Here is a 20,893-nt window from a genome sequence, read left to right on the forward strand (position 1 = left end):
GTTGCGATTGCCCCGCAGCCGGGGCAATGATGCCGGGATTTAAAAAAATTGACCCCAAGTAACACCGGGACAAGGCGGCCGGGGCTGGAGACGGCACCGGGGCCAGCCAGGCTAAAAGCGGAAGCGGTTACCCTCGGCCGTGTGCGTCACCTCACCGGCCACGCCCACCAGGTCCTCCGATACCAGGCGCGCCAGCACGGCGGCATCGGCGTCGGTGTTGGCTAAAAAGCGGCGGCCGTCTTCCATGCGCCCGACCACAATGCCCCGGGCCGGCGCCTCGCCCTCGTAGCTGGCGGTAAAGGCCTCGATGGTCCCACGGCCGCTGGGTGACTCATCCACCGCGATGGTGTCCTGCGCATCCAGCTCCGGCTGCAGGTTGCGACAGCCCGCTTCGGGCCACGGCGCGGGCCCGGGCTGGCGGCTGTACACCCCCACCGAGTGCTTGGTGAGGTAGTTGCCATTAGCGGTGACTAAGCCGTGCTCGCCCCGCCCGGCCCGCAATTGCTGCACCATTTCCACGATGCCGTGGCTGGAGTAGTTGTTGCCCGGGCCGCCAAACAGGGTCAGGCCGCCGGTCAGGGTCACCCCGCGCGGGTCGTCAATTTTAATACCAATAGCATCGCAGGCCACCTGGACTGCCGAGGGAAAGCAGCTGTAAATGTCGAACAGGCCCATGTCGTCCACGGCCAGGCCAGCCTGTGCCAGCGCCGCGCCCGCACAGGCGCGAATGGCCGGCGACTGGTGCAGCACCGGGCGCTCGCTGACGTTCCAGATGTCGTTGCCATCGGCGCCGCCGCGCAGGTAGATCATCTGCTCCGGCGCCACCCCGAGGTCGCGGGCCTGCTGGGCGGTGGTCATCACCACCGCGGTTGCCATATCCACCGCCAGGATGGCGTTCATCACCTTGGTGTAGGGGTAGCTGATCATGCGGTTGCGATCGGCGGTGGAAATGGCCGCCTCTGGCGTCCACTGCTGCTGGCGCCAGGCGTGGGGGTTGGCCGCCGCCACCGCGCTCATGCGGCTAATCAAGCCACCCAGTGCCGCCAGGTGCTGTTGCTGCGACCAGCCGCGGGCGTGGCGCAGGGCGCTCTCAAACAGGGGGTAGGTGTTGACCGGCTCGAACAGGCCGTGGGCCTGCTCCAGCGGGCTGCAGGGGCGGCGGTTGTCACTCAGCCACACGGGTTCGACACTGCCGCCCTGCTTCCAGTGGCTGACATCGGCGCCGGTTTTCAACGCCTGGGACAGGGTGGCGATCAACTCACCGCCGCTGATCAGCACGCCCCGGCTTTCGCCCCGGGCAAGCCGGCCGGCAAAGTGGTTCACCAGTTGCTGCGGGGTATTGCCACCCACGTGGGCGGTAAAGGTTTGCGCAGACAGGCCCAGGCGCTGGCACAGGGCATCGCCAATGTTGGCGGGCAACAGCTCCGCCAAACCCGGCACCAGCCCCGCCAGAAAGGGCACGGTGGCCACGGTATCCACGGCGGCGCTGATACCTTTGGCACCGCAGTCATCCAGGGCGGCGGCGCTCACCTCGGCCAGGGCATCCACCAGGCTGCGGCTCGGGTCTTTATCGCGCCAGGTCTGCTGGGCAACGCCAATCAGTACGGGCCGGTTATCACTCATGCTGTTCCCTTATTGTTTTGTCGGTTGAGTAGGTTTTGTCGGTTGTGTGAAATGCAAAAAAGCAGGTGCGCCATCGCCAGGGCAGGCTCAGGGCGCCGCCCGGGCAAAGGCATCAAGCGATTCAAGGTGCTGGCAGATGGCCACCAGGGTCGGATACGGGGCCAGGTCCAGCTCAAAGCGGCGGGCGTTGAACATCTGCGGCACCAGGCATACATCCGCCAGGCTGAGGGCGTCCCCATGGCAAAAGCGCGGCCCGCTGACCTGCAGCTCCAGCGCGGCAAAGCCCTGGTGCAGCCAGTGGTGGTACCAGGCCAGTTTTTCCGCCTCGCTGTGCCCCAGCTCACCGGTCAGGTAGTGCAGCACCCGCAGGTTGTTGACGGGGTGGATGTCGCAGGCCACCGCGTACATCAGCGCCCGTACCCGGGCTCGCCCCAGCGCATCGGGCGGCAGCAGGGGCGGCTCGGGGTGGGTTTCCTCCAGCCATTCCAGAATGGCCAGGGACTGGGTGAGCACCTCGCCGCCTTCTTTGCCACCTTCACTGTCACTCTCACTACCTGCCCCAATGCGCAGGGCCGGCACCAGCCCCTGGGGGTTCACCGCGCGGTAGGCCTCGCCGCGCTGCTCCGCCTCCAGCAGGTTGATCGGCACCGTGCGCCACTCCACGCCCTTGAAGTTGAGGCCAATGCGCACGCGGTAGGCGGCGGATGAACGGATGTAGTCATACAGTTCCATGGTGGCTGTCTCCGGGTGTTTACACAGCCTGCCCAGCGGCCGGCTCGAGGGTTTCGCGCAGGAAGTTACCCAGCGCCTGCCAGGAGCGGCGGTCGGCAACGGGGCTGTAGAGGGTGCCCATCTGCGGGTTGTTGGCGGCGGGATTGGTGAAGGCGTGCACGGTGTTGCCGTAGGCGTGCACCTGCCAGTCGGCGCCGGCGGCGGACATTTCCGCAGCCAGTGCCAGCAGCGATTCCGGCGCTGCCATCGGGTCGTCGTAGCCGTGCAGGCACAGCACGCTGGCGCTGATGGTGTTGCTGCCTACAGCGCTGCCCTCAGGCGCGTCAAACAGGCCGTGCAGGCTCACCACCGAGCGCAAAGGAGCGCCGACCCGGGCCAGATCCAGCGCGCAGAGCCCGCCAAAGCAGTAGCCGATGGCGGCCATGCGGCTGGCGTCCACCTCGGGCTGCTCGGCCATGGCGGCAATGCCCGCCAGCAGGCGGCCATGCAACTGGGCGCGGTCGGCCTTGAGCGGAGCCATTAGCTGCTGGCATTGCTCGGGATTGCTGCCGCGCACGCCCACCCCGTAAACATCCAGGGCCAGGGCGGTGTAACCCATTGCCGCCAGGGCCTGCGCCCTGCCCTGCTCAAAGTCGCCGCGGCCGGCCCAGGTGTGGGCCACCGCCACGGCGGGGCGCGGCTGCTGGCCGAGACTGTCGTCCCAGGCCAGCAGGCCGGAAAAAGTATGGGACTGATAGTGGTATTGCACTTCACGGGTGTGGATGGCCATGGCTGGGGGTGGGCTCCTGCTTGCGACAAAGGGGCCATAGCCTATTACAGGCAGCGCCCGCCAGCCAGCGCGCGGGTGGCCTCGCTGGCCTGCGCAATAGCGCATGCGCGAATCAGGCGTGTTTGAGTCAGGCATCCACCACGCGCAGCCAGGGCCGCCCGCCGCGCTCCACCAGCCCGTGCAATTCGATGCCATTGCCACTGCGGAACTGGGCCAACAGGTAGCTTGCCACCTCGCGGGTGATCACCTGGCCCGGGTTCAGTGCCGGAATGCCAGGCGGATAGGGCACCACCTGGTCGGCGCTCACCGCGCCCAGCAGGCCCTCGTTGATACCGCCCGCTTCGCTGTCCAGGGGGCGCTCCCGCGACGGCCCGAAGAACGCGGTGCGCGGCAGCATGGCAAAGGCCGACAGGGGCGGCAGCGCGCTCACCGGCGCCGGGGGCGAGTCTTCGCCCTCGCTCACCGGGCCGCGGGCGGCCAGCTTCTGCAGGGCGTTCAGCAGGCGCAGGACTTTGCTCTGGGTGGCACCCAGGGTCACCAGCACGGTAATGGTGTTGTGGGTCACCTTTTCTATCTGGATGCCGTAGTCTTCGAACAGGGCCAGCTGCACTTCGCGGGCATTCAGGCCCGAGGCGCTGACATCCACGCTGAGTTTCAGCGGGTCCAGCTGGATGCCATCGTCCCCCAGGCTCTCGGGCAGCATGTCGGCAAGCCCCAGCACCCGGAACACCCCCGTGCGCTCAATACCCTCGCGCAGGCGCGCGGCAATGCCCAGGCAGCGCTGCAACTGGCTGTAGCCTTCAAGGCTCAGCTGTTTTCGCGCCACGTCCAGGCTGGCGATCATCGCGTACTGGGGGCTGGTGGAGGTGTGCATGTTGAGGTTTTCGCGGAAGCGGTGTTCGTCGAAGCCGGGGTCCGCCACGTGAATCATGCTGGCCTGGGAAAAGGCCGAGAGCATTTTGTGGGTGCTCTGGGTCACGTAATCGGCGCCGCAGTCCAGCGCATTGGGGCGAAAAGCCGGGTGGGCGCGGCCGTGAGCGTACCAGGCCTCGTCGATCAGCACTTTAATACCCCGCGCGTGGGCCGCCTCGACGATGGGCGCCAGGTCGTAGCGGAAGCCGTCGTAGGTGCAGGAGGTGAGCACCAGCAATTTGGCGTCGGGATGGGCCTCCAGAGCCGCGTCGATAGCAGCCTTTGGCACCGGTCCGTACATGCCATAGCGGCTGTTGACCGAGGCCGGCAGGTAGACCGGTTCGGCGCCGAACAGGATCACCGCGTGATGCACCGACTTGTGGCAGGCCTGGTCCAGAATCACCTTGCCGCCGGCGCCCAGCAAGTGCTGCACGATGACCTTGTTGGCGGTGGAGGTGCCATTGGTAACGAAGAAGGTGTGCCGCGCGCCGAAGGCCTCGGCGGCCAGCTCCTGGGCCTCCTGAATCACACTGTGGGGCTCCAGCAGCGAATCCAGGGACTGCACCGACACCGACAGGTCGGTATTGAAAATGTGCTCCCCCATCAGCTGGTAGAAGTCCGCCACCCAGGGGCTGTCCCGCAGGCTGTCGCCGCCGGAGTGGCCCGGGGTGTGCCAGGCGTCCTTGGCGCTGTACACGTAGTCCCGCAGGGTGTCGGCAAAGGGTGTGCGGGCGCGCCGGGCAATGGCACCACGCACCAGGCGGCACAACTGGCTGGGCTTCACGTCGGCGCGATCGAGCCACTCTATTCGCCCGGGGATATCTGTGCCTTGCATGTGCGCGCTTTGCATGTCTGTGCCTTGCATTTCCGCGCGAGAGCGGCCCGCGTCGGGCATGTCGCCGGCCTCATCCTCCTCGCCCACCATCAGGAACAGGTCCAGTTCCGGGCGCACGGCGCGCAGTTTACCCAGCAGCGCCGCCGGATCGCTGGCGCTGCCAATCAGCGCGGGCACATCCAGCACCGCGGCCTGCAAGGCGCCGCGCTCCCGGGCCAGTTGCAGCAGCTCGGCGGCACTGGCGCAGTCCACAAACTGCAGGTCGAAGTCGCCGTGGCGGCGGGCGTCTGTCGCAGCGCCGCGGGCCAGGGCCGACAGCAGCTGTTCACGGAAGGGGGCATCGCCGCTGACCACGGCGACCAACACGGGCTGTGGGCTCACAATCTCTCCTGGTGTCGATCACAAGCTCCCAGTGTAGGGATAGACATCGCCAGATTGAATCGACAAATCTGACGGTTTAACGCAATAATCCCGTCAATTTAACGGAGCCAGGCCACCACCATGCAAGACCTCGACGCCACTGACCGCCAGCTGCTGGACTTGCTGGCCGCCAATGCCCGGGCCAGTACCAGCGCCCTGGCCCGGCAGTTGGGGCTGTCGCGCTCCACCGTGCAGGACCGCATCGCCCGCCTGGAACGGCGCGGGGTGATCGAGGGTTACACCCTGCGTTTCAACGAACAGTTTCGGGCGCGCCTGCTGCGCGCCCACGTGATGATCCAGGTCAACCCCAAGCTGGCCCAGGGCATTACCCGTGCCCTTAGCGATATCAGCGCGGTAAAAACTCTGCAAACGGTGAGTGGGGTCTACGACCTGGTGACGGCGGTGGAGGCACCCACCACCGAGGAAATGGACGCCGTGCTGGATGCCATCGGCGCCATCGAGGGGGTGGAGAAAACCACCACCTCCATTGTGCTCAGCACCAAATTCCAGCGCTGATCAGGCCGCCTGGCGCGGGTAGGCCTCAGGGTCCAGGCGCTGCATTTCATCCTCAATCCAACGCTCGACTTCGTCCATTAACTCCCCCGGCTCACGGCCGGCGGCGGAAATCGGCGCGCCGATGGAGACGTCCACCACACCGGGGATAAAGAAAAAGGAACGCCGCGGCCAGCAGCGCCCGGAGGTAACTGCCACCGGGATTACGCTGGCGCCGGTGGCCACCGCCAGGCGGGTAGCGCCGGATTTGTAGTTGCCGCGCTTGCCGCGTTCGGTGCGCGTGCCCTCGGGGAACATGATCACCCATTTGCCGCGATCCATGAGCGCCGCGCCCTGCTCGGCCACCTTGTTCCAGGCTTCGGCGCGCTTGCTGCGGTCGATGTGGATCATACCCAGGCGCGCCATGCACCAGCCGAAGATGGGAATGGCCAGCAGCTCTTTTTTGAACACATAGGCCAGGGGATGGGGCGTCATGCTGGGGAAGAAAAACGTCTCCCAGGTGGACTGGTGCTTGGGACACAACACAATACGGCGCATGTCCTCGGGGCCCGGCAGGTGGTCGGCGCCGTGCAGGCGATAGCGCACGCCACCAATCACCCGGGCCACCAGAATCACCCCGCGCAGCCAGGGCACCGCAAACCACCACCACAGTTTGTCGTCGCGCAGAAACAGGGAACCGAGCAGCAGCGCAATGCCGATGGGGATCACACTGATCACCATCCACAGGAACACCAGCAGGGAACGCAGTGCATTCATGGTGCCGCGCCCTCGTCGTCCTCGGCGCGGCGGTTGTGGTCGCTAGGATCGCCAGGGTCACTGCCTTCATCACTATCGGTGCTGACTTCGCCGGCCGCGGCATCCGGCCCTTTCGCACCGGCCTCCATCAGGAAGCGGGCGGCGCTGGCCAGGGCCTCGTCGGCCTCGGGCAATTCCGGGTTGAATATCTGCCACACGTGCACCATGTGCGGCCAGGTCTGCAGTTCCACAGGTGAGCCGGCGGCCTGGGCCCGGCGCACATAGCGGCGGGCATCGTCCAGCAGCATCTCCGCCGCGCTGGCCTGCACCAGCACCGGCGGCAGGCCGCGCAGGTCGCCACGCAGGGGCGAAACCACGGGGTCGGAAGGCATGATGCGGTTGCTGAGCCAACTCCCCCACCACAACAGGGGCCGCGGGATGCGGGTGAGCGTGCCAAAGAGGGGGCCGAGCATGGGGTCAGTGGCCAGGTTGTCCTTCAGGCTGGGGGATGTCAGCGTGGTGTCGGTGGCCGGCGAAAAGGCCAGCGCGGCATCTACCTGGGGCAATCCTTCGTCGCGAATCCAGGCGATCAGCGACAGGGTCAGGTTGCCGCCGGCGGAATCGCCGCCCACGGCCATAAAGGTCGCCGGGGCCGGCCCCTGGGGGCCATTGGCCCGCAGCCACTGGTAGGCGCGGCGGCAGTCCTCGATACCGTCCAGGCGCCGGTGCTCGGGCATCAGGCGGTAATCCAGCGACAGCACGGCGCAACCACTCAGCGCAGAGAGCTTGTCGGTAATGCTGCGATGGCTGAGGGGGCTGCCCGCCACCCAGGCGCCGCCGTGAATGTACAGCAGGCGCTGATCGGGGCGACAACCGGGCGCCAGCACCCATTCGCCGCGCACGCCACCCTCGTCCACCGGCACAAAGCGACTGCTGAAGCTGCGCCCTTCGCTGATGCGGTCCATATTCCGGCGGACAATTTGCAGGCGCTCCTTGCCGCGCTTGCCCTGGCTGGCGCGGGTTAATTGGCCAAGATAATCCACCACGCCCTGGTGGGCGGCAGACGGGCTTGCCGCGGCAGCCGCCTGTGGGGGAGTCTCGTCGGGATGGTCGAAATTGTCGAGATAGGCGAGATTGGCGCCTCGCAGTTTGAACACGGTAAATGCACACACCGCGGCCACGGCGACCAGAAACCAGAACATGGGAGACCCTCCTCAGAGCAGAGGGGTGCATTAAACCAGAATGGCCCCGCCAGACAAAATGCCGCAGCGGCCACACTGGTTTTGCCTGGGGCCAGCGCTATACTAAGCGGTTTGTAGTGCTGACTCTCACCCGAGGCCCAGTGAAAAAGCCCCTCTCCAAAGCCGACCTGCGCGCCGACCTGGAACGCGCCACCGAGCGCTTCCTGCGCACCGGCGGCACCGTGACCGCCGTGCCGCGCGGCGTGAGTGGCAACGAGACCCCTGGCGGCGGCCACCAGGGGCGGCGTCTGTTCGTGGAGCCGCGCGCCACGCGCACCCTGGTGCCGGAGGTGGTGGCGGCCATTGAAGAGCGCCGCAAAAGCCGCCTGAAACGCAGCCCCGAGCCGAAGCGCTCGCGCCTGCCCAAGCCCCGGCGCAAAACCATCTACGACGACTTTGGCGAACCCCTGCGACGTGTGTGGGACGAGGACTGAGGCTGGCACTAACAGCCTGCCGTTCTTCCCTCCATTGCCTTCTCTTTATTGCCTTCCCTCTATCGCCTTTGCATTGCCTCTGCGCAAATCCCACGACAAGCCTTATAAAAAGTCCCACGAAAAAGGGGCCCGCAGGCCCCTTCGTGTTACAGCGCCGTGTCTGCTCAGGCAGCGATACGGCGACGCAGCGCGCTCAGCAGGCCACCCAGTGACAGCAGCACGCCACCGGCCAGGCCAAACAGGAACAGCGGGCTGGCTGTGGTCGGCATCTCCGCCACCTGCTCCTCTTCGATGACAATGATTTCCACCTCGTCCGGGCCGTCCTCATCGGCAACCGCCAGTGCCCAGCGATCGTGGGGCAGGTACACGTTCAGCTCCTGGCCACGGCTAAGCTCGCTGGCGCGGTATTTACGCCCGGCAATGTCCGCACGCCAGCTGCTGGGCACCTGGATGCTGTGGCTTTCACCCTTGGTGCCATCCGCATGCACCGGGCGGAAGGTCACGCGGTTGCCGCGCACCCGCAGCACCTCAACGGTCGCCTTGGCATATAGCTCGCCGTTCTTTTCATAAACGCCCCGGCAGGACTCTGCGATATCGGGATACTCCGCTGTGACAGAGGCGGACCACTCGATATCGGCACAGGTCGGGGCGGACTGGGCTGCCACTTGCCCGCTAAGGCTCAGGGCGGCGGTCACACCGGTTGCTACGATCAACTTCTTGAGCATGTCAATTCCTCCTTAGTTTCGATTGACATAGTTATTGTCCAGCGATGCGGTCACAACAAAACGCTGTGGCGCGTGCCCGACGAAGTAGAAGGGGTAGCAGGTCACGAGGGTCAGCCGCTGCTCGTCGGTATCGGCGAGCACGTGGGTATCCTCGATCTCTATTATCTGGGTGTGATCGACCCTGAAGTGCTTGGGGCCAAACAGGGTCTGCAACACAATCGGGTCACCGGGTTGGATGTCCTTCAACGCGCGGAAATAGCCGTCGCGGTGACCGGCGATGCCGATATTGCCGCCCTCGTGGGGGTAGGCCATACCGTCGATCACGCCGGCGCCGCGGTCCATGGTCAAATCCGAGTCGGTGGAATACACCGGTAATTCCAGTGCCAGTGAAGGCAGGTTGAGAATGCCGAGCACCGGCGGCAGAGCCTGCTGCAGGCTGGCCTGGTAATCGGCAATGCGCCCGGGAGCCCAGTGGGTGGTATCCGGCGCAGGAATGGCATCGGTGGGTAATGAAGGCAGGTGGGCGGGTGGCTCATCGGCCTCTGGCAGGACGTGCTGGCTGGGCTCCGGGTTGGCGGTGCTTGCAGCCGGGACTTGAGCCGACCGCCTAACAGGATCTTGAACTGGGTCCTGCGCGACGGCCGCCTGCAGGCTTTCAAAGGCGGCAATATCGCTGCGCCGCTCCGCTTCGCCCATCGCCAGCTGACTGACAAAGAAGCCGGTGCACAGCAGCCCTGCGCCATAGCAGGCCCACTCTCCACCTTGTACCAACCGCTTGCGCCAGTTCGTTAACATGGACGCGGTGTATCCCCCATTTGCCTGCGCCGCCAAGCGCAGATCCATAGCCCTGTTGCCATTGAGTCTAACCCGCTATTGGGAAATTGCCAGCCGCATCCCGGGCCAATTGACCGAAATCCAACGCTCGCCGCCAATGAACCGAGCCGGAAACCCCTGCGTATACTGTTCAAATGCGCACAACGTGCCCAACGCGCGAGCCACGCCAAATGCGCAAGCCGCGCCCAAGGCACACACAGGAAGCCCCATGCTGGAATTGCACGAGCAATGCACCGTTACCCGCAGCCCGGATGCCGTATCCCACTACCTGGCTGATTTCACCTCCGCCGCCGATTGGGACCCCACCACCGTTGCGGCCGAACGGCTGGATGACGGGCCACTCGGCGCGGGCAGCCGTTTCGCGCTGACCTGCAAGCTACCCCTTGGCAGCATTCGCGTGGACTACACACTCACCCACTTCGAGCCCGGCCGCTGCCTGTGCCTGCAGGGTCAGTCCAGCCTGTTCAGCGTGGATGACGAGATCACCCTGCGCGCCGAGGGCGAGGGCTGCCATATCGACTATCGCGCCCGCTTCCAGTTTCCCGCGCCGATGGAGCGCTACCTCAGGCGCCACCCGGCGCGCTTCACCGCCATGGGCCGGCGCACCATGGCGGGGCTGGCCACAGCGCTGCAAGATGCCAACCCGCCACCCACGGCCCAGGCCGATACCGTGCGAGCAGACCGCTGGCTACTGCCCGGCCTTGCCCACTTCACCCGCTACGGCTACCGCCGCGGGCAACAGCGCTGGGCGCCCTGCTCCACCGACATTCGCGGCCGCCACATGGTGATTACCGGCGCCACCTCGGGCCTGGGTGAAGCCTGCGCCCGCGCGCTGGCGCAGGCCGGCGCCGCCCTCACCCTGGTGGTGCGCGATCGCCCCCGGGGCAAAGCGCTGGTCGAGTCATTACAGGCGGCAAGCGGCAACAGCGACATCCAACTCGCCCTGGCGGACCTCAGCCTGCTTGGCGAGGTGGACGCCCTGTGTGAACAGCTGGTCGCGCGCGGCAGGCCGGTTGATGTGCTGATCAACAACGCCGGCGCGCTGTTCAACGACAAGACCATCACCACCGAAGGCATTGAGCAGAGTTACGCCCTGCTGCTGCTCTCACCCTGGCGCCTGACCCTGGGTTTACAGCCCCTGCTGGCACAAAGCGATGCCGGGCGGGTAATCAATGTGGTCTCTGGCGGCATGTACACCCAGCGCCTGAACCTGCGGCAGTTGACAGGCCAGTCGGCACGCTATAACGGCAGCGTTGCCTACGCCCAGGCAAAGCGCGCGCTGATGCTGGCCACCCGGCACCTGGCCGAACAATGGCGGGAACAGGGCATCGTGGTGAACGCCATGCACCCGGGCTGGGCAGACACCCCGGGCGTGGCCAGCGCCCTGCCCACCTTTCGCCGCCTCACCGCCCCGGTGCTGCGCAATGCACAACAGGGGGCCGACACCATGGTGTGGCTGGCCCGCGCCCGCGAGGCCGGCGAAGTCAGCGGCGAGCTGTTCCTGGACAGGGAGCCGCGCAGCACCCACCTGCTCGAACGCACCCGCGAGGGCGAGCAGGAGCGCGCCGCCCTGCTGCAGTTGCTGGACGGCTACCGCCCGGGCCAAGGCATCCCCAGCCTCAGCAATTGAACCGCCCGGCGGCGAATCAACCCGCGCCGGGCCGCCGTATTGCAATGCCAGCGCGGCGTTACTACTGTGAAGGGCCTGCACAATAAGACGTTTCCAGGAGGCCCCCGTGCCTGCAACAGCTCGCCCCTTTCGCATTGCCATTGACGACGCCGTCATCGATGACCTGCACGCCCGCCTCGACGCCACCCGCTGGCCGGATGCGCAAACCGTGCCCGACTGGAGCCAGGGCATTCCCCTGGATTACGTGCGCGAGGTGGCCAACTACTGGCGCCACGATTACGACTGGCGCGAGCGCGAGCGCGCATTGAACCAGTGGCCCCAGTTCATCAGCCCCATCGACGGGCTGGATATCCACTACATCCACGCCCGCAGCCCCCACGAGGGCGCCCTGCCGCTGATCATCACCCACGGCTGGCCGGGCTCGGTGGTGGAGTTCAACAAAGTGATTGCCCCCCTCACCGACCCGGTTGCCCACGGCGGCAAGGCCAGCGACGCCTTCCACGTGGTGGCGCCGTCGCTGCCGGGCTACGGCTTCAGTGGCAAGCCCAGCAGCGCCGGCACCGGGGTGGAGCGCATCGGGCGCATGTGGGGCCAGCTGATGGCCAGCCTCGGCTACGATCGCTACGTGGCACAGGGCGGCGACTGGGGCAGCATGGTTACCCAGAGCATCGGCCAGACCGAAACCACCCACTGCGCGGGCATTCACATAAACATGCCCATCGTAATGCCAGACCCGGACACCATGGATCAGCTGACGCCCACCGAGCAGGCGGCGCTGGAATCCATGAACTTCTACCAGCAGTGGGACTCGGGCTATTCCAAGCAGCAATCGACCCGCCCCCAGACCCTGGGCTATGCCCTGGCGGATTCACCCACCGGGCAACTGGCCTGGATTCTCGAAAAGTTCTACGCCTGGGCAGACTGCGAGCGCGACGGACAAAAGCACCCGGAAAACGCCCTCAGCCGCGACGAGATGCTGGACAACGTCATGTTCTACTGGCTCAACAACAGCGCCGCCAGTTCCGCCCGCCTGTACTGGGAAAGCTTTGCCGCCCCCAACCTCGACCCGATCCACATGCCGGTGGGTTGCTCGATCTTCCCGAAAGAAATTTTCCGCAGCAGCCGGCGCTGGGCCGAAAAGCGCTTCACCCAGCTTGTTCACTGGAACGAGTTGGACCGGGGCGGTCACTTCGCCGCGTTTGAACAGCCTGCGCTGTTTGTTGAGGAAGTCCGCAGCGCTTTCAGCAGCCTGCGTTAACCGGAGCAACACCATGTTCACTTTGACCAACCCTGTCTTTAACCCCTACGCCTCGGAGGAAATCACCCCGCCCCACACCCGCGAATGGGCTGCCAAGCGCGAACTGACACGGGTACTGCGCCAGCTCAATGAACTTGCCGTTACCACCAATGCCAGCGTTGAAGATATTGAAGCGCGCACCGCCGAGTTGCAGGGCCTGGCCGACACGCTTGCCGCCCGCCCCCAGTGCCGGGGCACCCTGGCCTTTGTTGAAACCGGCGGGCATGGCAGTTACGGCGAGATCAACCACGAGCTGAATGCCGTGGGCGGGCACAGCAACCCGCTGGCCCCGGAGCTGAACATCTGGCTGGAAGGCAAGGTGGCCCACGGTGTGGCGCGCTGCCATTACGCCTACGAAGGGCCGCCCGGTTTTGTTCACGGCGGTTATGTGGCGGCCATCTTCGATCAGTTTCTGGGCATGGCCCAGATTGCCGGCGGCCGGCCGGGCATGACCGGGTCGCTCACGGTGCGCTACCTGCGCCCCACCCCGCTGGCCACCGAGCTGACCCTGCGTGCGCAAATGGCGGAAACCAGCGGCCGCAAGACGATCATGCGCGGCGAAATGCTGGCCAATGGTGAAGTAACCGCCACCGCCGAAGGGCTGTTTATTGAACCCCAGCAGCCCATCCAGACCCTGGCCGGCAAGTGTGGTGGCAACGGCCAGCCGATTGATGTGGCCGATGGCCAGGATCGCTGAAGAATATCCAGACCGAAGCAGCTGCAAACGCGAGCGCTGAACCTCAGGTCAGCTCTGGCTCGCTACTGCCTGTCGCCGCATCCTCGCCGGTGCGCAGCATCGCGCTGAAGGCCTGGTGGGCCGAGGCTGCCCGCGCCGGGCGCCGGTAGGCCGTAACGTTAAATCCCGGGGTGTCCAGGGGGTGTGGCAGTGTGCAGTCCGCTGCCAGCGTCTCGCCGGTGTCACGCGCCGGGGCTGCGTCGCGATCACCGGTTGCCAACGCCGGCGCAGGCGCTGGCCGCAAGCCGCGCGGCGCCGCACCGTCTTCCGGCAGGCTGGCGGGGCTCACGCCCATCAACGCCGGCGGCTGATGGCTTTCGGCAATAAAGGCCAGCGGCTGCAGGCGGGGTGACGGAGCACTGCTACCGCCCCGGTGGCTCCCGGCCGGGCTTGCCTGCCCCGCCATGTGCCGGGCCTGCTCCGCCAGGGTGCCGCCGCCTGCGAGCGCTGCGCGCTCTCGTTCCACTACCGCGTCCTGCGGTTCAACCTGCTGGCGGGCCGGTGCCGCATCCCCGACAGCCGGGCGCTGGTGAAGGCGCTGGCGCAGCACTTCGTTGGCGCAGGCGTTCCAGCGACCGCAGTGGGCCGACTCGGAAGGGTCCGGCATGCGGTGCTTGCGGAAGTTGCGCTGGGCCAGCATGAAGCGCTGCTTCATCGCCCGGTAGTAGTGAATGTGCTGCTCGGCCTGCAGCGCGTTGAGATCCTCGCCGTGGCGCACCTCTATCAGCTGGGGTGGCAGCTGCCCCTGCAGCGAATGCAGCAGGTCGGCAGCAAAGCAGAGGCGAAAGGCGGCATCGGCACCGTGTTTGCCGGTGGTATCGCAGGGCAGGTACAGGTAGTCCCCCAATTCGGAAAAGCCACTGGTGCGCATCAGCAGGTTTATGCTGTCACTCAGGGGGCCAACGCTCAGCTGGCCGTCCACGATGAAGTCGATGCCCTTGCGCATGGCTTCCAGGGTCGCCGCGCTGCGCTGGCCCGCGCCCAGCTCCCAGTCAATCTGCACAAAGCGCCGGCCGCTGGCACGCAGGGTGGCGGCAAAGGCGTTCTGCGGGCGGCTGGTGCTGTGCACGGGGGCACTGCTGCCGGCATCCGGCGGGATACCGTGGCTGGGGTTCTCCAGCGTCAGGCGTTCCATCCAGCTGGCGAAGGGGGATTGGCGGAACAGCACCAGGTCATCGGTGCTGAAGGTAATGGTGTTCTCGGCAGTGTTGCGCTGCATCGGGCCCCGGCTGTTGTGTTCGTTATACGACGCAAACAGCAGGAACCAAAAGCACTCCAGCCGTTTGCGTATTTATAACGAAAGCCCGCGGCGCTGTCCACGCCGCGCGGGTTCAGGCGGCGCTTGGCAGCAGAATGTTGGCCAATTGCGCCCGGTGCCAGGGGCCATCACCGAACAGCATCTGGCTGTGCTTTTGCCGTTTGAAGTACAGGTGGACGAAGCACTCCCAGGTAAACCCGATGCCGCCGTGGTACTGCACCGAGCGGCTGGATGCATAGGCGGCCAGGTCGCTGGCGCGGGACTTGGCCATGTGGGCGTACTGGGCGGCTTTTTGCGGCTCGTGGTCGAAGGCGCAGGCGGCGTTGTACACCAGCGAGCGGGTCTCGTCGATCTGCACCATCACATCCACCAGGGGGTGCTTCACCGCCTGGAAGAAGCCCAGTGGCCGGTCAAACTGCTTGCGGGTGCTGACGTATTCAACAGTGGTTTGCAGTTGCCATTCGGCGGCGCCGGCCATGTCTGCGGCCAGCAGGGTCCAGATGGCCGGCAGGGCCGCGTTCAGTGCCGCCAGGCCATTGTCGCCCACCGGGGTGGCCGGCACATCGTTGAAGGTCACCCGGGCCTGGTCGCGGGTCAGGTCGACAATCGCGTCGGCCTCGATGCTGACACCCTCGGCACTGGCATCCACCCAGTACAGGGCGAGGCCACCCTCGGCGTGAGCCAGGGCCAGAATTCGGTCGGCCTTGCCGGCATCCTGCACGTAACAGGCGGTGCCAGACAGGCGGCCCTGACTGGCGCTGAGGGGGGTATCCCCGGGGTGCCAGCTGCCGTCGGCGCCGGTGAGCGCCAGCGCGGCCGACAGGCCACCGCAGATGTCCTCCAGCGCGCCCTGTCCGCTCTCGCCGCAGGCGGCCAGGACATAGGTGGCACTCAGGGTGCCCAGCAGCGGACAGGGAAAGGCCGCGCGGCCGAGTTCTTCCACCAGGCCGGCCACCGCCACCAGCGGCATGCCGAGCCCACCGGCGGATTCCGGCACCGCCAGCATGCTCCAGCCGAGTTCCACCATCTGCCGCCACAGGTCTTCGCGCCAGGCCAGAGACGGCGCCCGCTCAGGGTCGGGATTGTCTGCCACCAGCCGGTGCAGGGCGTCCACCGGCAGGTTGTCGGCAAAGAATTTGCGGGCGGAATCTTTCAGCAGGGCCGCTTCTTCGCCGAAGCCGAAATCATTGGGTTGCGCCATGTTGTTCTCCTTGTTCGGCGAGTTATTTGGACTTGGGCATGCCGAGCACACGCTCGCCAAGGATGTTGCGCTGTACTTCGCTGGTACCTGCGGCAATGGTCATGCCAAAGGTGTTCATGTAGGCCAGTGGCCACTGGCCACCGGCAGGGGCATTGGCGTCGGCCAGGTACAGAGAGGCCGCCGGACCCTGAATATCCAGCGCCAGCTCAGACACGCCCTGGGCCAGCTCGCTGGCCAGCAGCTTGTTCTGCAGCGGCAGGCGCATGGGGTGGTCCAGCAGGGCTTGCACCCGCGAGCGGCGCTGGCTTTGCTCAAAGGCCTTCTCGCGAATCACCGCCTGCATCAGGCGGTCGCGCAGCAGCGGGTCATCGGCGGCGCTGCCCTGCCCCCGCGCGGTCTGGCGGGCCAGTTCCATCGCCGCGCCGGCGTTGGTTTCGTGGGTCGAGCGGCTTTTCATGCCGCCGGAGCGCGGTGTTTGCAACTCGCCGGCGCCGCGCTCGTGCAGCAGGGTGGTCATGGCCACCTGCCAGCCCTTGCCGAGTTCGTCCAGGCGGAAGCTGTCGTCCACTTCCAGGTTCTCGAAGATCACTTCGTTAAAGCCGGTTTCGCCGGTGATCTTGATCAACGGCCGCACCGTGACGCCCTTGCCGATGGCGGAGCGAATGGGCACCACGAAGTAGGACAGGCCATCGTACTTGTGGGATTTGTCGGTGCGCAGCAGCAGGATCATCCACTCGGCGAAATGAGCCAGGGAGGTCCACACTTTGTGGCCGTTGATCACCCACTTGTCGCCCTTGCGCTCGGCAAAGGTCTGCACGCTGGCCAGGTCAGAGCCGGCCCCCGGCTCGCTGAAGCCCTGGCACCAGATGTCCTCGCCGGAAAAAAGCCGCGGCAACAGGCGCTCCTTCAATGCCTCCTGGCCGTGGTAGAACACGGTGGGCGCCGCCATGCCAAGGCCAATGACGTTGGGGAAGAACGGCGTGCGGGCACGCAGCATTTCCTGGTTGGCGATGCGCTGGCAGTCCTTGCGGCCACCGCCGCCAACGGCGACGGGATAGTCGCACCCCACCAGGCCGGCGTCGTAGGCGGCTTTTTGCCAGGCCTGCAGGTAATTGAGCTGCGGCTCGGTCATGATTTCCAGGGCGCTCTGGGGCAGGCGCACCGGCGGCTCGCCAGGGGTATTGGCGGCCAGCCAATCACGACAGTGCTGGCGGAACGCCGCCTGTTCGGGGGTATCTTTACGGGCTGAATCCGACATCAGACCTCCTTGTGATTATTCGATCAATGAGTATGGTCGGGATGCCGCAGTGTGGGGCAAGGGCCGCCGCCCTGGCAACTGGCAGTATCAATAGTCGCGCTGCACCAGCGCGCCACGGGCTCAGTAGTGCGGGGGGCGCTCGCTGGCGGCATCTGTGCCCGGCAGGTCATCGAGGGCCCCGGCCTGCTCGTCCTGGCGCTGCTTGAGCAATTCCACCTGGCGCCGCAACAGCAGTATGTCGCGCTGCTGGGCGGCAAGGGCATCGTTCAAGGCGGCGATGGTGTCGTCCTGGAAGGCGAGTTGGCTCTGGAGGTCCTGCAGCAGATCCTGCAGCTGGACCAGGGTGGCGTCGTTACTCATGGGGCGGGTCCATGTCAAAGAGGCCGGCAGGCTAATATACTGCCGCCCCCGCAACAAGACACGGTGATCGACAATGGCAAAGTCAGGCAAAAACCGCGACCGGGGCAGTGCCCTAGTGTACTCCACCGATGTCGGCCGGCGCTGCCCCCAGTGCGCGCGCCCGGTGGCGGACTGTGTGTGCGGCAAGGATCGCCCCGCCTACGTCGGCGACGGGGTGGTGCGTATCCAGCGCGAAACCAAGGGCCGTGGCGGCAAGGCGGTGACCGTGGTGCGCGGCCTGCCGCTGGCCGGTGCCGAGTTGAAGGCCCTGGCCAAGACGCTCAAGCAGCACTGTGGAGTGGGCGGCGCAGTAAAGGAAGGCGATATCGAGATACAGGGCGACCAGCGCAACGCCATCAAGGCCAAACTGGAGTCGCTGGGCCACACGGTAAAACTGTCTGGCGGATAAAACCGCTCTTTTTTACCGTTTCGACGATGTTTGGCCAAAAAATCCCTGATTAGCGCCACAAAGCCAACCACTTTGCTTTGTTTAAAACCATCAGGAATTGCAACTTAGCTCTGCCTTCATAAAATCTTCTAAAGAAAAGTCTCTCAAGCCGTTATTTTTATTGGATTTATTTTTTCGCTGTGCTAAAAATGCCTGCAAGGGCGCACATTGTTCGCGAATGTCGGGGCTAACACCGCTGGCGAACAGCGTGAAAAACGGACAAGACCACCCCGCCCTGCTGTAACCGCGCCCGGCGCGATAACAAGAGTGAAACGGCAGTATCTGACGGATTTGACATCCCTGCGAGGAAGTGGGTTATGTACGTTACCGCAGAACACCTGAGGGAACAGGTTATTCGGCCTACCCTGAAATATCTCGGCGTCTGGAACCCCGGCACCGAAACTTTCCTGCTCGACGCCGCGGTATCGGCCCCCGACCTGGGGCTGTTCTCGGCGCGCAATGACGGCCTCGGGCTGTTCCACATCACCGCTGCCCAGCACCGGGATATCTGGGACCGCTACCTCGCCTTCAAGCCGGACATGGCCAGCCGCATCCGCGGGCTTGCCAGCCAGCGCGCCTTCCTGAGCGACCCGGACAGCGAACTGACCACCAACCTGAGCTACTGCACCGCCATCGCCTGGCTGCTGTACCAGCGTGCCGGTGGCCACAAGCAGCAACCGGCGCCGGCGCAGGCTGCGGCACGCTTCAGGGCCTGACCGCCGCCCACCCCCTCAGTAGCCCGCCGCCCGCTCGGCGGGGCTCAGCACCGGATCGGGCGCCTGCCCGCGCAGGTGCTGGAACACCACGTTATAGGCCAGCACGGCCTGCACATAATTGCGCGTTTCGCGGTAGGGGATGGTTTCGGCCCACACCTCCACCGGCACCTTGTCACCCGCCTTGCGCCGCCAGCGATCCACCCGGTGGGGGCCGGCATTGTAGGCGGTCAGGGCAAACACGCGGTTGCCGCTAAAACGATCCAGCAACTCACGGTAGTAGGCGCTGCCGAGCATCACGTTGTAGTCCACCTGGAACAGGGCCGCAGTGCTGTCGGCCACGCCGAGCCCCCTGGCCACCTGCTTGCCGGTGGCCGGCATGATCTGCATCAGGCCCCGCGCACCCACCGGCGAGCGCGCCAGGGGGTAAAACGCGCTCTCGCGCCGGGCAATGGCCATCAACTCGGTGCCCGGCACCTTGCGCAGGCCGCCGTAGCGCTCGAAGGTGTCGGCATAGGGGGTGGGAAAGCGCAACGCCAGGGCATCCCAGGCCTCGGCCCGGTTGGCGGCGTCGATGGCCATGCGGAACCAGCCCTCCTCCATCGCCAGGCGGCCCAGGGCCAGCAGTTGCTGCGGCTGGTCCTGGAAACGGTTGAGCAGGCCGTACCATTCGGCATGGGCGTTGTTGGGCTCATCGTGGTAGATCAGTTCCGCCGTTCGCTGCACCGCCGGCAGGGCCGTGAGCGCCGCGCGCTCCTCATCACTCAGCGTGGCCGCCTGCTCGTTGAATTGATAGGGCAGGCCGAGCCGGTCGGCGGCCAGAAAACCGTAGTAGTCGCGCTCGCCGGCAAGGGCCGCAAAGCCGCCACGGGCCAGTTCGCTTTCGCCGCGCTGTTCCCAGATGCGGGCCTGCCAGTAATGCCAGACACTGGCCTGGCGGCCCTCGGCCGACAGCCACTGCAGGGCCTGATCCATGCCGTTCCAGTCCTGCTCTTCCAGCGCCCAGCGCAGGCGAATCTCCACCAGGGTGTCGTCCCCCAGCCGGGCCAGTGCGCCGTCCAGCCAGGAGCGGTTGGCGTCGGATTTGGCAAACAGGCTGCGCAGGGCAATGGCGGATTCCACGCTGTGGATCTGCTCGGGGCTGAAGGACATCTCCCCCTGATAGCGCAGCCAGTAGTCCAGGGCCCGCTCTGGGCGATAGCGCGCCAGATAGGCAAGCCCCCGGCTGACAATGTCCGCCGCGTGCGGGTCGCCCAGGGGCATGCGGATTTTTCGCATGCCATCCGGGCTGGCATAAACGGTTTGCAGGTGTTCAGCCCAGGGCTTTAAGGCCGGGCTTGCCTGGCGCGACACATAGCGCATCAGCGAGCGCTGGCGCGCATCAAAGGCCAGCAACATGCGACCCCAGACCGCCGTGTCATCCAGCTGGCCCGCCTTCATCCAGGCCGCAAACAGCGGGTCGCAGGCCTTGGGCCGGGACTCGCCGTGAATCCACAGGCGCCGGGCCCCTTCCCACGCAGTCGCAGTATCGCCGCCGGCCAGCCGGGCGCGAAAGTAATAGCACTTGAGCTCGATGGTGTTGGGCTCCTGGGGCATCAGGGCCAGGAAGTCGTCCCAGCGCCGGTCCTGCCCGGCCCGATCCAGATAGCCGCCAAGAAAGCGGTTGGTGAGCGGCGAATAAACGCTCGCATTGACAAAGTCCTGCGCCTGCTGGCGGGTCACCCGCGTAGGCTGGCGGCGCAGGGCGTAGTAGTCGAGGTAGATGGCCAGGGGGTAGCTGTCGAGGCCGCTGCGCAGCCGGCGGTATTCATCGAGTTGCCGGTTTTCCAGCGCCTGCTGGGCAGTGTGGTAGTCCTGTCGTAACGATTCCGGTTGCTGCAGTTGCGATGAAGATGCCGCTGTCGACCCCGTACAACCCAGGGCCACCGCCAAAACCAGCCAAATTCCACGCCGCAAGGCCGAACACTCCGTCTCTCGATAGCCAACGCACGCGCGGGGTGCCCGCGCCAGATGCGCACCAGATTGATACGCCAGCAAAATGAATGCAAGCGTCCCTGCAAAAATCCGTGGGTTTGCGCTCGGGAGCCCCAGCCTGCACCCGCGCCAGGGGCGGAATTTCATTATCAGGCGTTCATTTATTGGCAAATTTTGCGCGATTTTTCCGCAATTTGGCCTTGCAC

Annotated in this window: 20 protein-coding genes; 7 read left to right on the forward strand and 13 right to left on the reverse strand. The window is 65.9% G+C overall.

Going from position 1 to position 20,893, the window contains the following annotated elements; genetic code table 11:
* Positions 1–111: 111 nt before the first annotated feature.
* The 4 genes from DDZ17_RS02365 to DDZ17_RS02380 all read right to left on the reverse strand — a co-directional run bounded on the left by DDZ17_RS02365 (position 112) and on the right by DDZ17_RS02380 (position 5,252).
* Positions 112–1,623, reverse strand: coding sequence for an acetyl-CoA acetyltransferase (locus DDZ17_RS02365; protein WP_116364336.1), 1,512 nt, complete (start codon positions 1,621–1,623; stop codon positions 112–114).
* 87 nt (positions 1,624–1,710) lie between these two features.
* The gene (gene maiA / locus DDZ17_RS02370) at positions 1,711–2,355 is read right to left on the reverse strand and encodes a maleylacetoacetate isomerase (RefSeq protein ID WP_116364337.1); all 645 of its coding nucleotides are present in this window, start codon (positions 2,353–2,355) and stop codon (positions 1,711–1,713) included.
* Between the two features lie 19 nt (positions 2,356–2,374).
* Positions 2,375–3,124: a dienelactone hydrolase family protein gene (locus DDZ17_RS02375; RefSeq protein WP_116364338.1), complete on the reverse strand. Its 750-nt coding sequence runs from the start codon at positions 3,122–3,124 to the stop codon at positions 2,375–2,377.
* Between the two features lie 127 nt (positions 3,125–3,251).
* A complete protein-coding gene (locus DDZ17_RS02380) occupies positions 3,252–5,252 on the reverse strand; it encodes an aminotransferase class I/II-fold pyridoxal phosphate-dependent enzyme (protein WP_241505756.1) in 2,001 nt (666 codons plus the stop codon).
* A 120-nt stretch (positions 5,253–5,372) separates the two neighbouring features.
* On the opposite strand from DDZ17_RS02380, the gene DDZ17_RS02385 reads away from it, so the two are divergent.
* The gene (locus tag DDZ17_RS02385) at positions 5,373–5,807 is read left to right on the forward strand and encodes an Lrp/AsnC family transcriptional regulator (protein ID WP_116364340.1); all 435 of its coding nucleotides are present in this window, start codon (positions 5,373–5,375) and stop codon (positions 5,805–5,807) included.
* On the opposite strand, the gene DDZ17_RS02390 is transcribed toward DDZ17_RS02385, so the two are convergent.
* Together DDZ17_RS02390 and DDZ17_RS02395 are read right to left on the reverse strand one after the other, a co-directional pair.
* A complete protein-coding gene (locus tag DDZ17_RS02390; protein WP_116364341.1) occupies positions 5,808–6,560 on the reverse strand; it encodes a lysophospholipid acyltransferase family protein in 753 nt (250 codons plus the stop codon). It lies immediately after the preceding gene.
* The gene (locus DDZ17_RS02395; RefSeq protein ID WP_116364342.1) at positions 6,557–7,741 is read right to left on the reverse strand and encodes an alpha/beta hydrolase; all 1,185 of its coding nucleotides are present in this window, start codon (positions 7,739–7,741) and stop codon (positions 6,557–6,559) included. Before DDZ17_RS02395 ends, DDZ17_RS02390 begins: the two co-directional genes overlap by 4 nt.
* 140 nt (positions 7,742–7,881) lie before the next feature.
* On the opposite strand from DDZ17_RS02395, the gene DDZ17_RS02400 reads away from it, so the two are divergent.
* On the forward strand, positions 7,882–8,214 hold the full coding sequence (locus DDZ17_RS02400; RefSeq protein ID WP_116364343.1) for a hypothetical protein: 333 nt from the start codon (positions 7,882–7,884) through the stop codon (positions 8,212–8,214).
* Positions 8,215–8,378: 164 nt separating this feature from the next.
* Here the strand turns inward: DDZ17_RS02400 and DDZ17_RS02405 are convergent, their stop codons facing one another.
* The gene (locus DDZ17_RS02405; RefSeq protein ID WP_116364344.1) at positions 8,379–8,939 is read right to left on the reverse strand and encodes a hypothetical protein; all 561 of its coding nucleotides are present in this window, start codon (positions 8,937–8,939) and stop codon (positions 8,379–8,381) included.
* Between the two features lie 12 nt (positions 8,940–8,951).
* Positions 8,952–9,734 carry a class D sortase gene (locus tag DDZ17_RS02410; RefSeq protein WP_206613412.1) on the reverse strand — a complete coding sequence of 261 codons (783 nt, stop codon included), beginning with the start codon at positions 9,732–9,734 and terminating at the stop codon, positions 8,952–8,954.
* Between the two features lie 247 nt (positions 9,735–9,981).
* Here DDZ17_RS02410 and DDZ17_RS02415 point away from each other — a divergent pair, with 247 nt between their 5' ends.
* The 3 genes from DDZ17_RS02415 to DDZ17_RS02425 all read left to right on the forward strand — a co-directional run bounded on the left by DDZ17_RS02415 (position 9,982) and on the right by DDZ17_RS02425 (position 13,397).
* Positions 9,982–11,403 (forward strand): SDR family NAD(P)-dependent oxidoreductase, encoded by a 1,422-nt coding sequence (locus DDZ17_RS02415; protein ID WP_116364345.1) that lies wholly within the window; start codon positions 9,982–9,984, stop codon positions 11,401–11,403.
* Between the two features lie 106 nt (positions 11,404–11,509).
* Positions 11,510–12,661, forward strand: coding sequence for an alpha/beta fold hydrolase (locus DDZ17_RS02420; protein WP_116364346.1), 1,152 nt, complete (start codon positions 11,510–11,512; stop codon positions 12,659–12,661).
* Positions 12,662–12,674: 13 nt separating this feature from the next.
* Positions 12,675–13,397: a PaaI family thioesterase gene (locus DDZ17_RS02425; protein ID WP_116364347.1), complete on the forward strand. Its 723-nt coding sequence runs from the start codon at positions 12,675–12,677 to the stop codon at positions 13,395–13,397.
* A 43-nt stretch (positions 13,398–13,440) separates the two neighbouring features.
* Here DDZ17_RS02425 and DDZ17_RS02430 read toward each other — a convergent pair whose 3' ends face one another.
* The 4 genes from DDZ17_RS02430 to DDZ17_RS02445 all read right to left on the reverse strand — a co-directional run bounded on the left by DDZ17_RS02430 (position 13,441) and on the right by DDZ17_RS02445 (position 17,513).
* The gene (locus DDZ17_RS02430; protein WP_116364348.1) at positions 13,441–14,655 is read right to left on the reverse strand and encodes a hypothetical protein; all 1,215 of its coding nucleotides are present in this window, start codon (positions 14,653–14,655) and stop codon (positions 13,441–13,443) included.
* 112 nt (positions 14,656–14,767) lie between these two features.
* On the reverse strand, positions 14,768–15,895 hold the full coding sequence (locus DDZ17_RS02435; protein ID WP_116364349.1) for an acyl-CoA dehydrogenase family protein: 1,128 nt from the start codon (positions 15,893–15,895) through the stop codon (positions 14,768–14,770).
* A 22-nt stretch (positions 15,896–15,917) separates the two neighbouring features.
* Positions 15,918–17,153: an acyl-CoA dehydrogenase family protein gene (locus tag DDZ17_RS02440; RefSeq protein ID WP_116364350.1), complete on the reverse strand. Its 1,236-nt coding sequence runs from the start codon at positions 17,151–17,153 to the stop codon at positions 15,918–15,920.
* Between the two features lie 120 nt (positions 17,154–17,273).
* Positions 17,274–17,513, reverse strand: a complete 240-nt coding sequence (locus tag DDZ17_RS02445; RefSeq protein ID WP_116364351.1) for a SlyX family protein — start codon at positions 17,511–17,513, stop codon at positions 17,274–17,276.
* Positions 17,514–17,586: 73 nt separating this feature from the next.
* On the opposite strand from DDZ17_RS02445, the gene DDZ17_RS02450 reads away from it, so the two are divergent.
* Both DDZ17_RS02450 and DDZ17_RS02455 read left to right on the forward strand, forming a co-directional pair.
* Positions 17,587–17,961, forward strand: coding sequence for a translation initiation factor Sui1 (locus DDZ17_RS02450; RefSeq protein ID WP_116364352.1), 375 nt, complete (start codon positions 17,587–17,589; stop codon positions 17,959–17,961).
* A gap of 356 nt (positions 17,962–18,317) precedes the next feature.
* Positions 18,318–18,716, forward strand: coding sequence for a hypothetical protein (locus DDZ17_RS02455; RefSeq protein WP_116364353.1), 399 nt, complete (start codon positions 18,318–18,320; stop codon positions 18,714–18,716).
* A gap of 15 nt (positions 18,717–18,731) precedes the next feature.
* On the opposite strand, the gene DDZ17_RS02460 is transcribed toward DDZ17_RS02455, so the two are convergent.
* A complete protein-coding gene (locus tag DDZ17_RS02460; RefSeq protein WP_170150135.1) occupies positions 18,732–20,669 on the reverse strand; it encodes a transglycosylase SLT domain-containing protein in 1,938 nt (645 codons plus the stop codon).
* Positions 20,670–20,893 lie beyond the last annotated feature (224 nt).

Origin of the sequence: Parahaliea mediterranea, from assembly GCF_003402235.1 — a bacterium.
Classification (GTDB): domain Bacteria; phylum Pseudomonadota; class Gammaproteobacteria; order Pseudomonadales; family Halieaceae; genus Parahaliea; species Parahaliea mediterranea.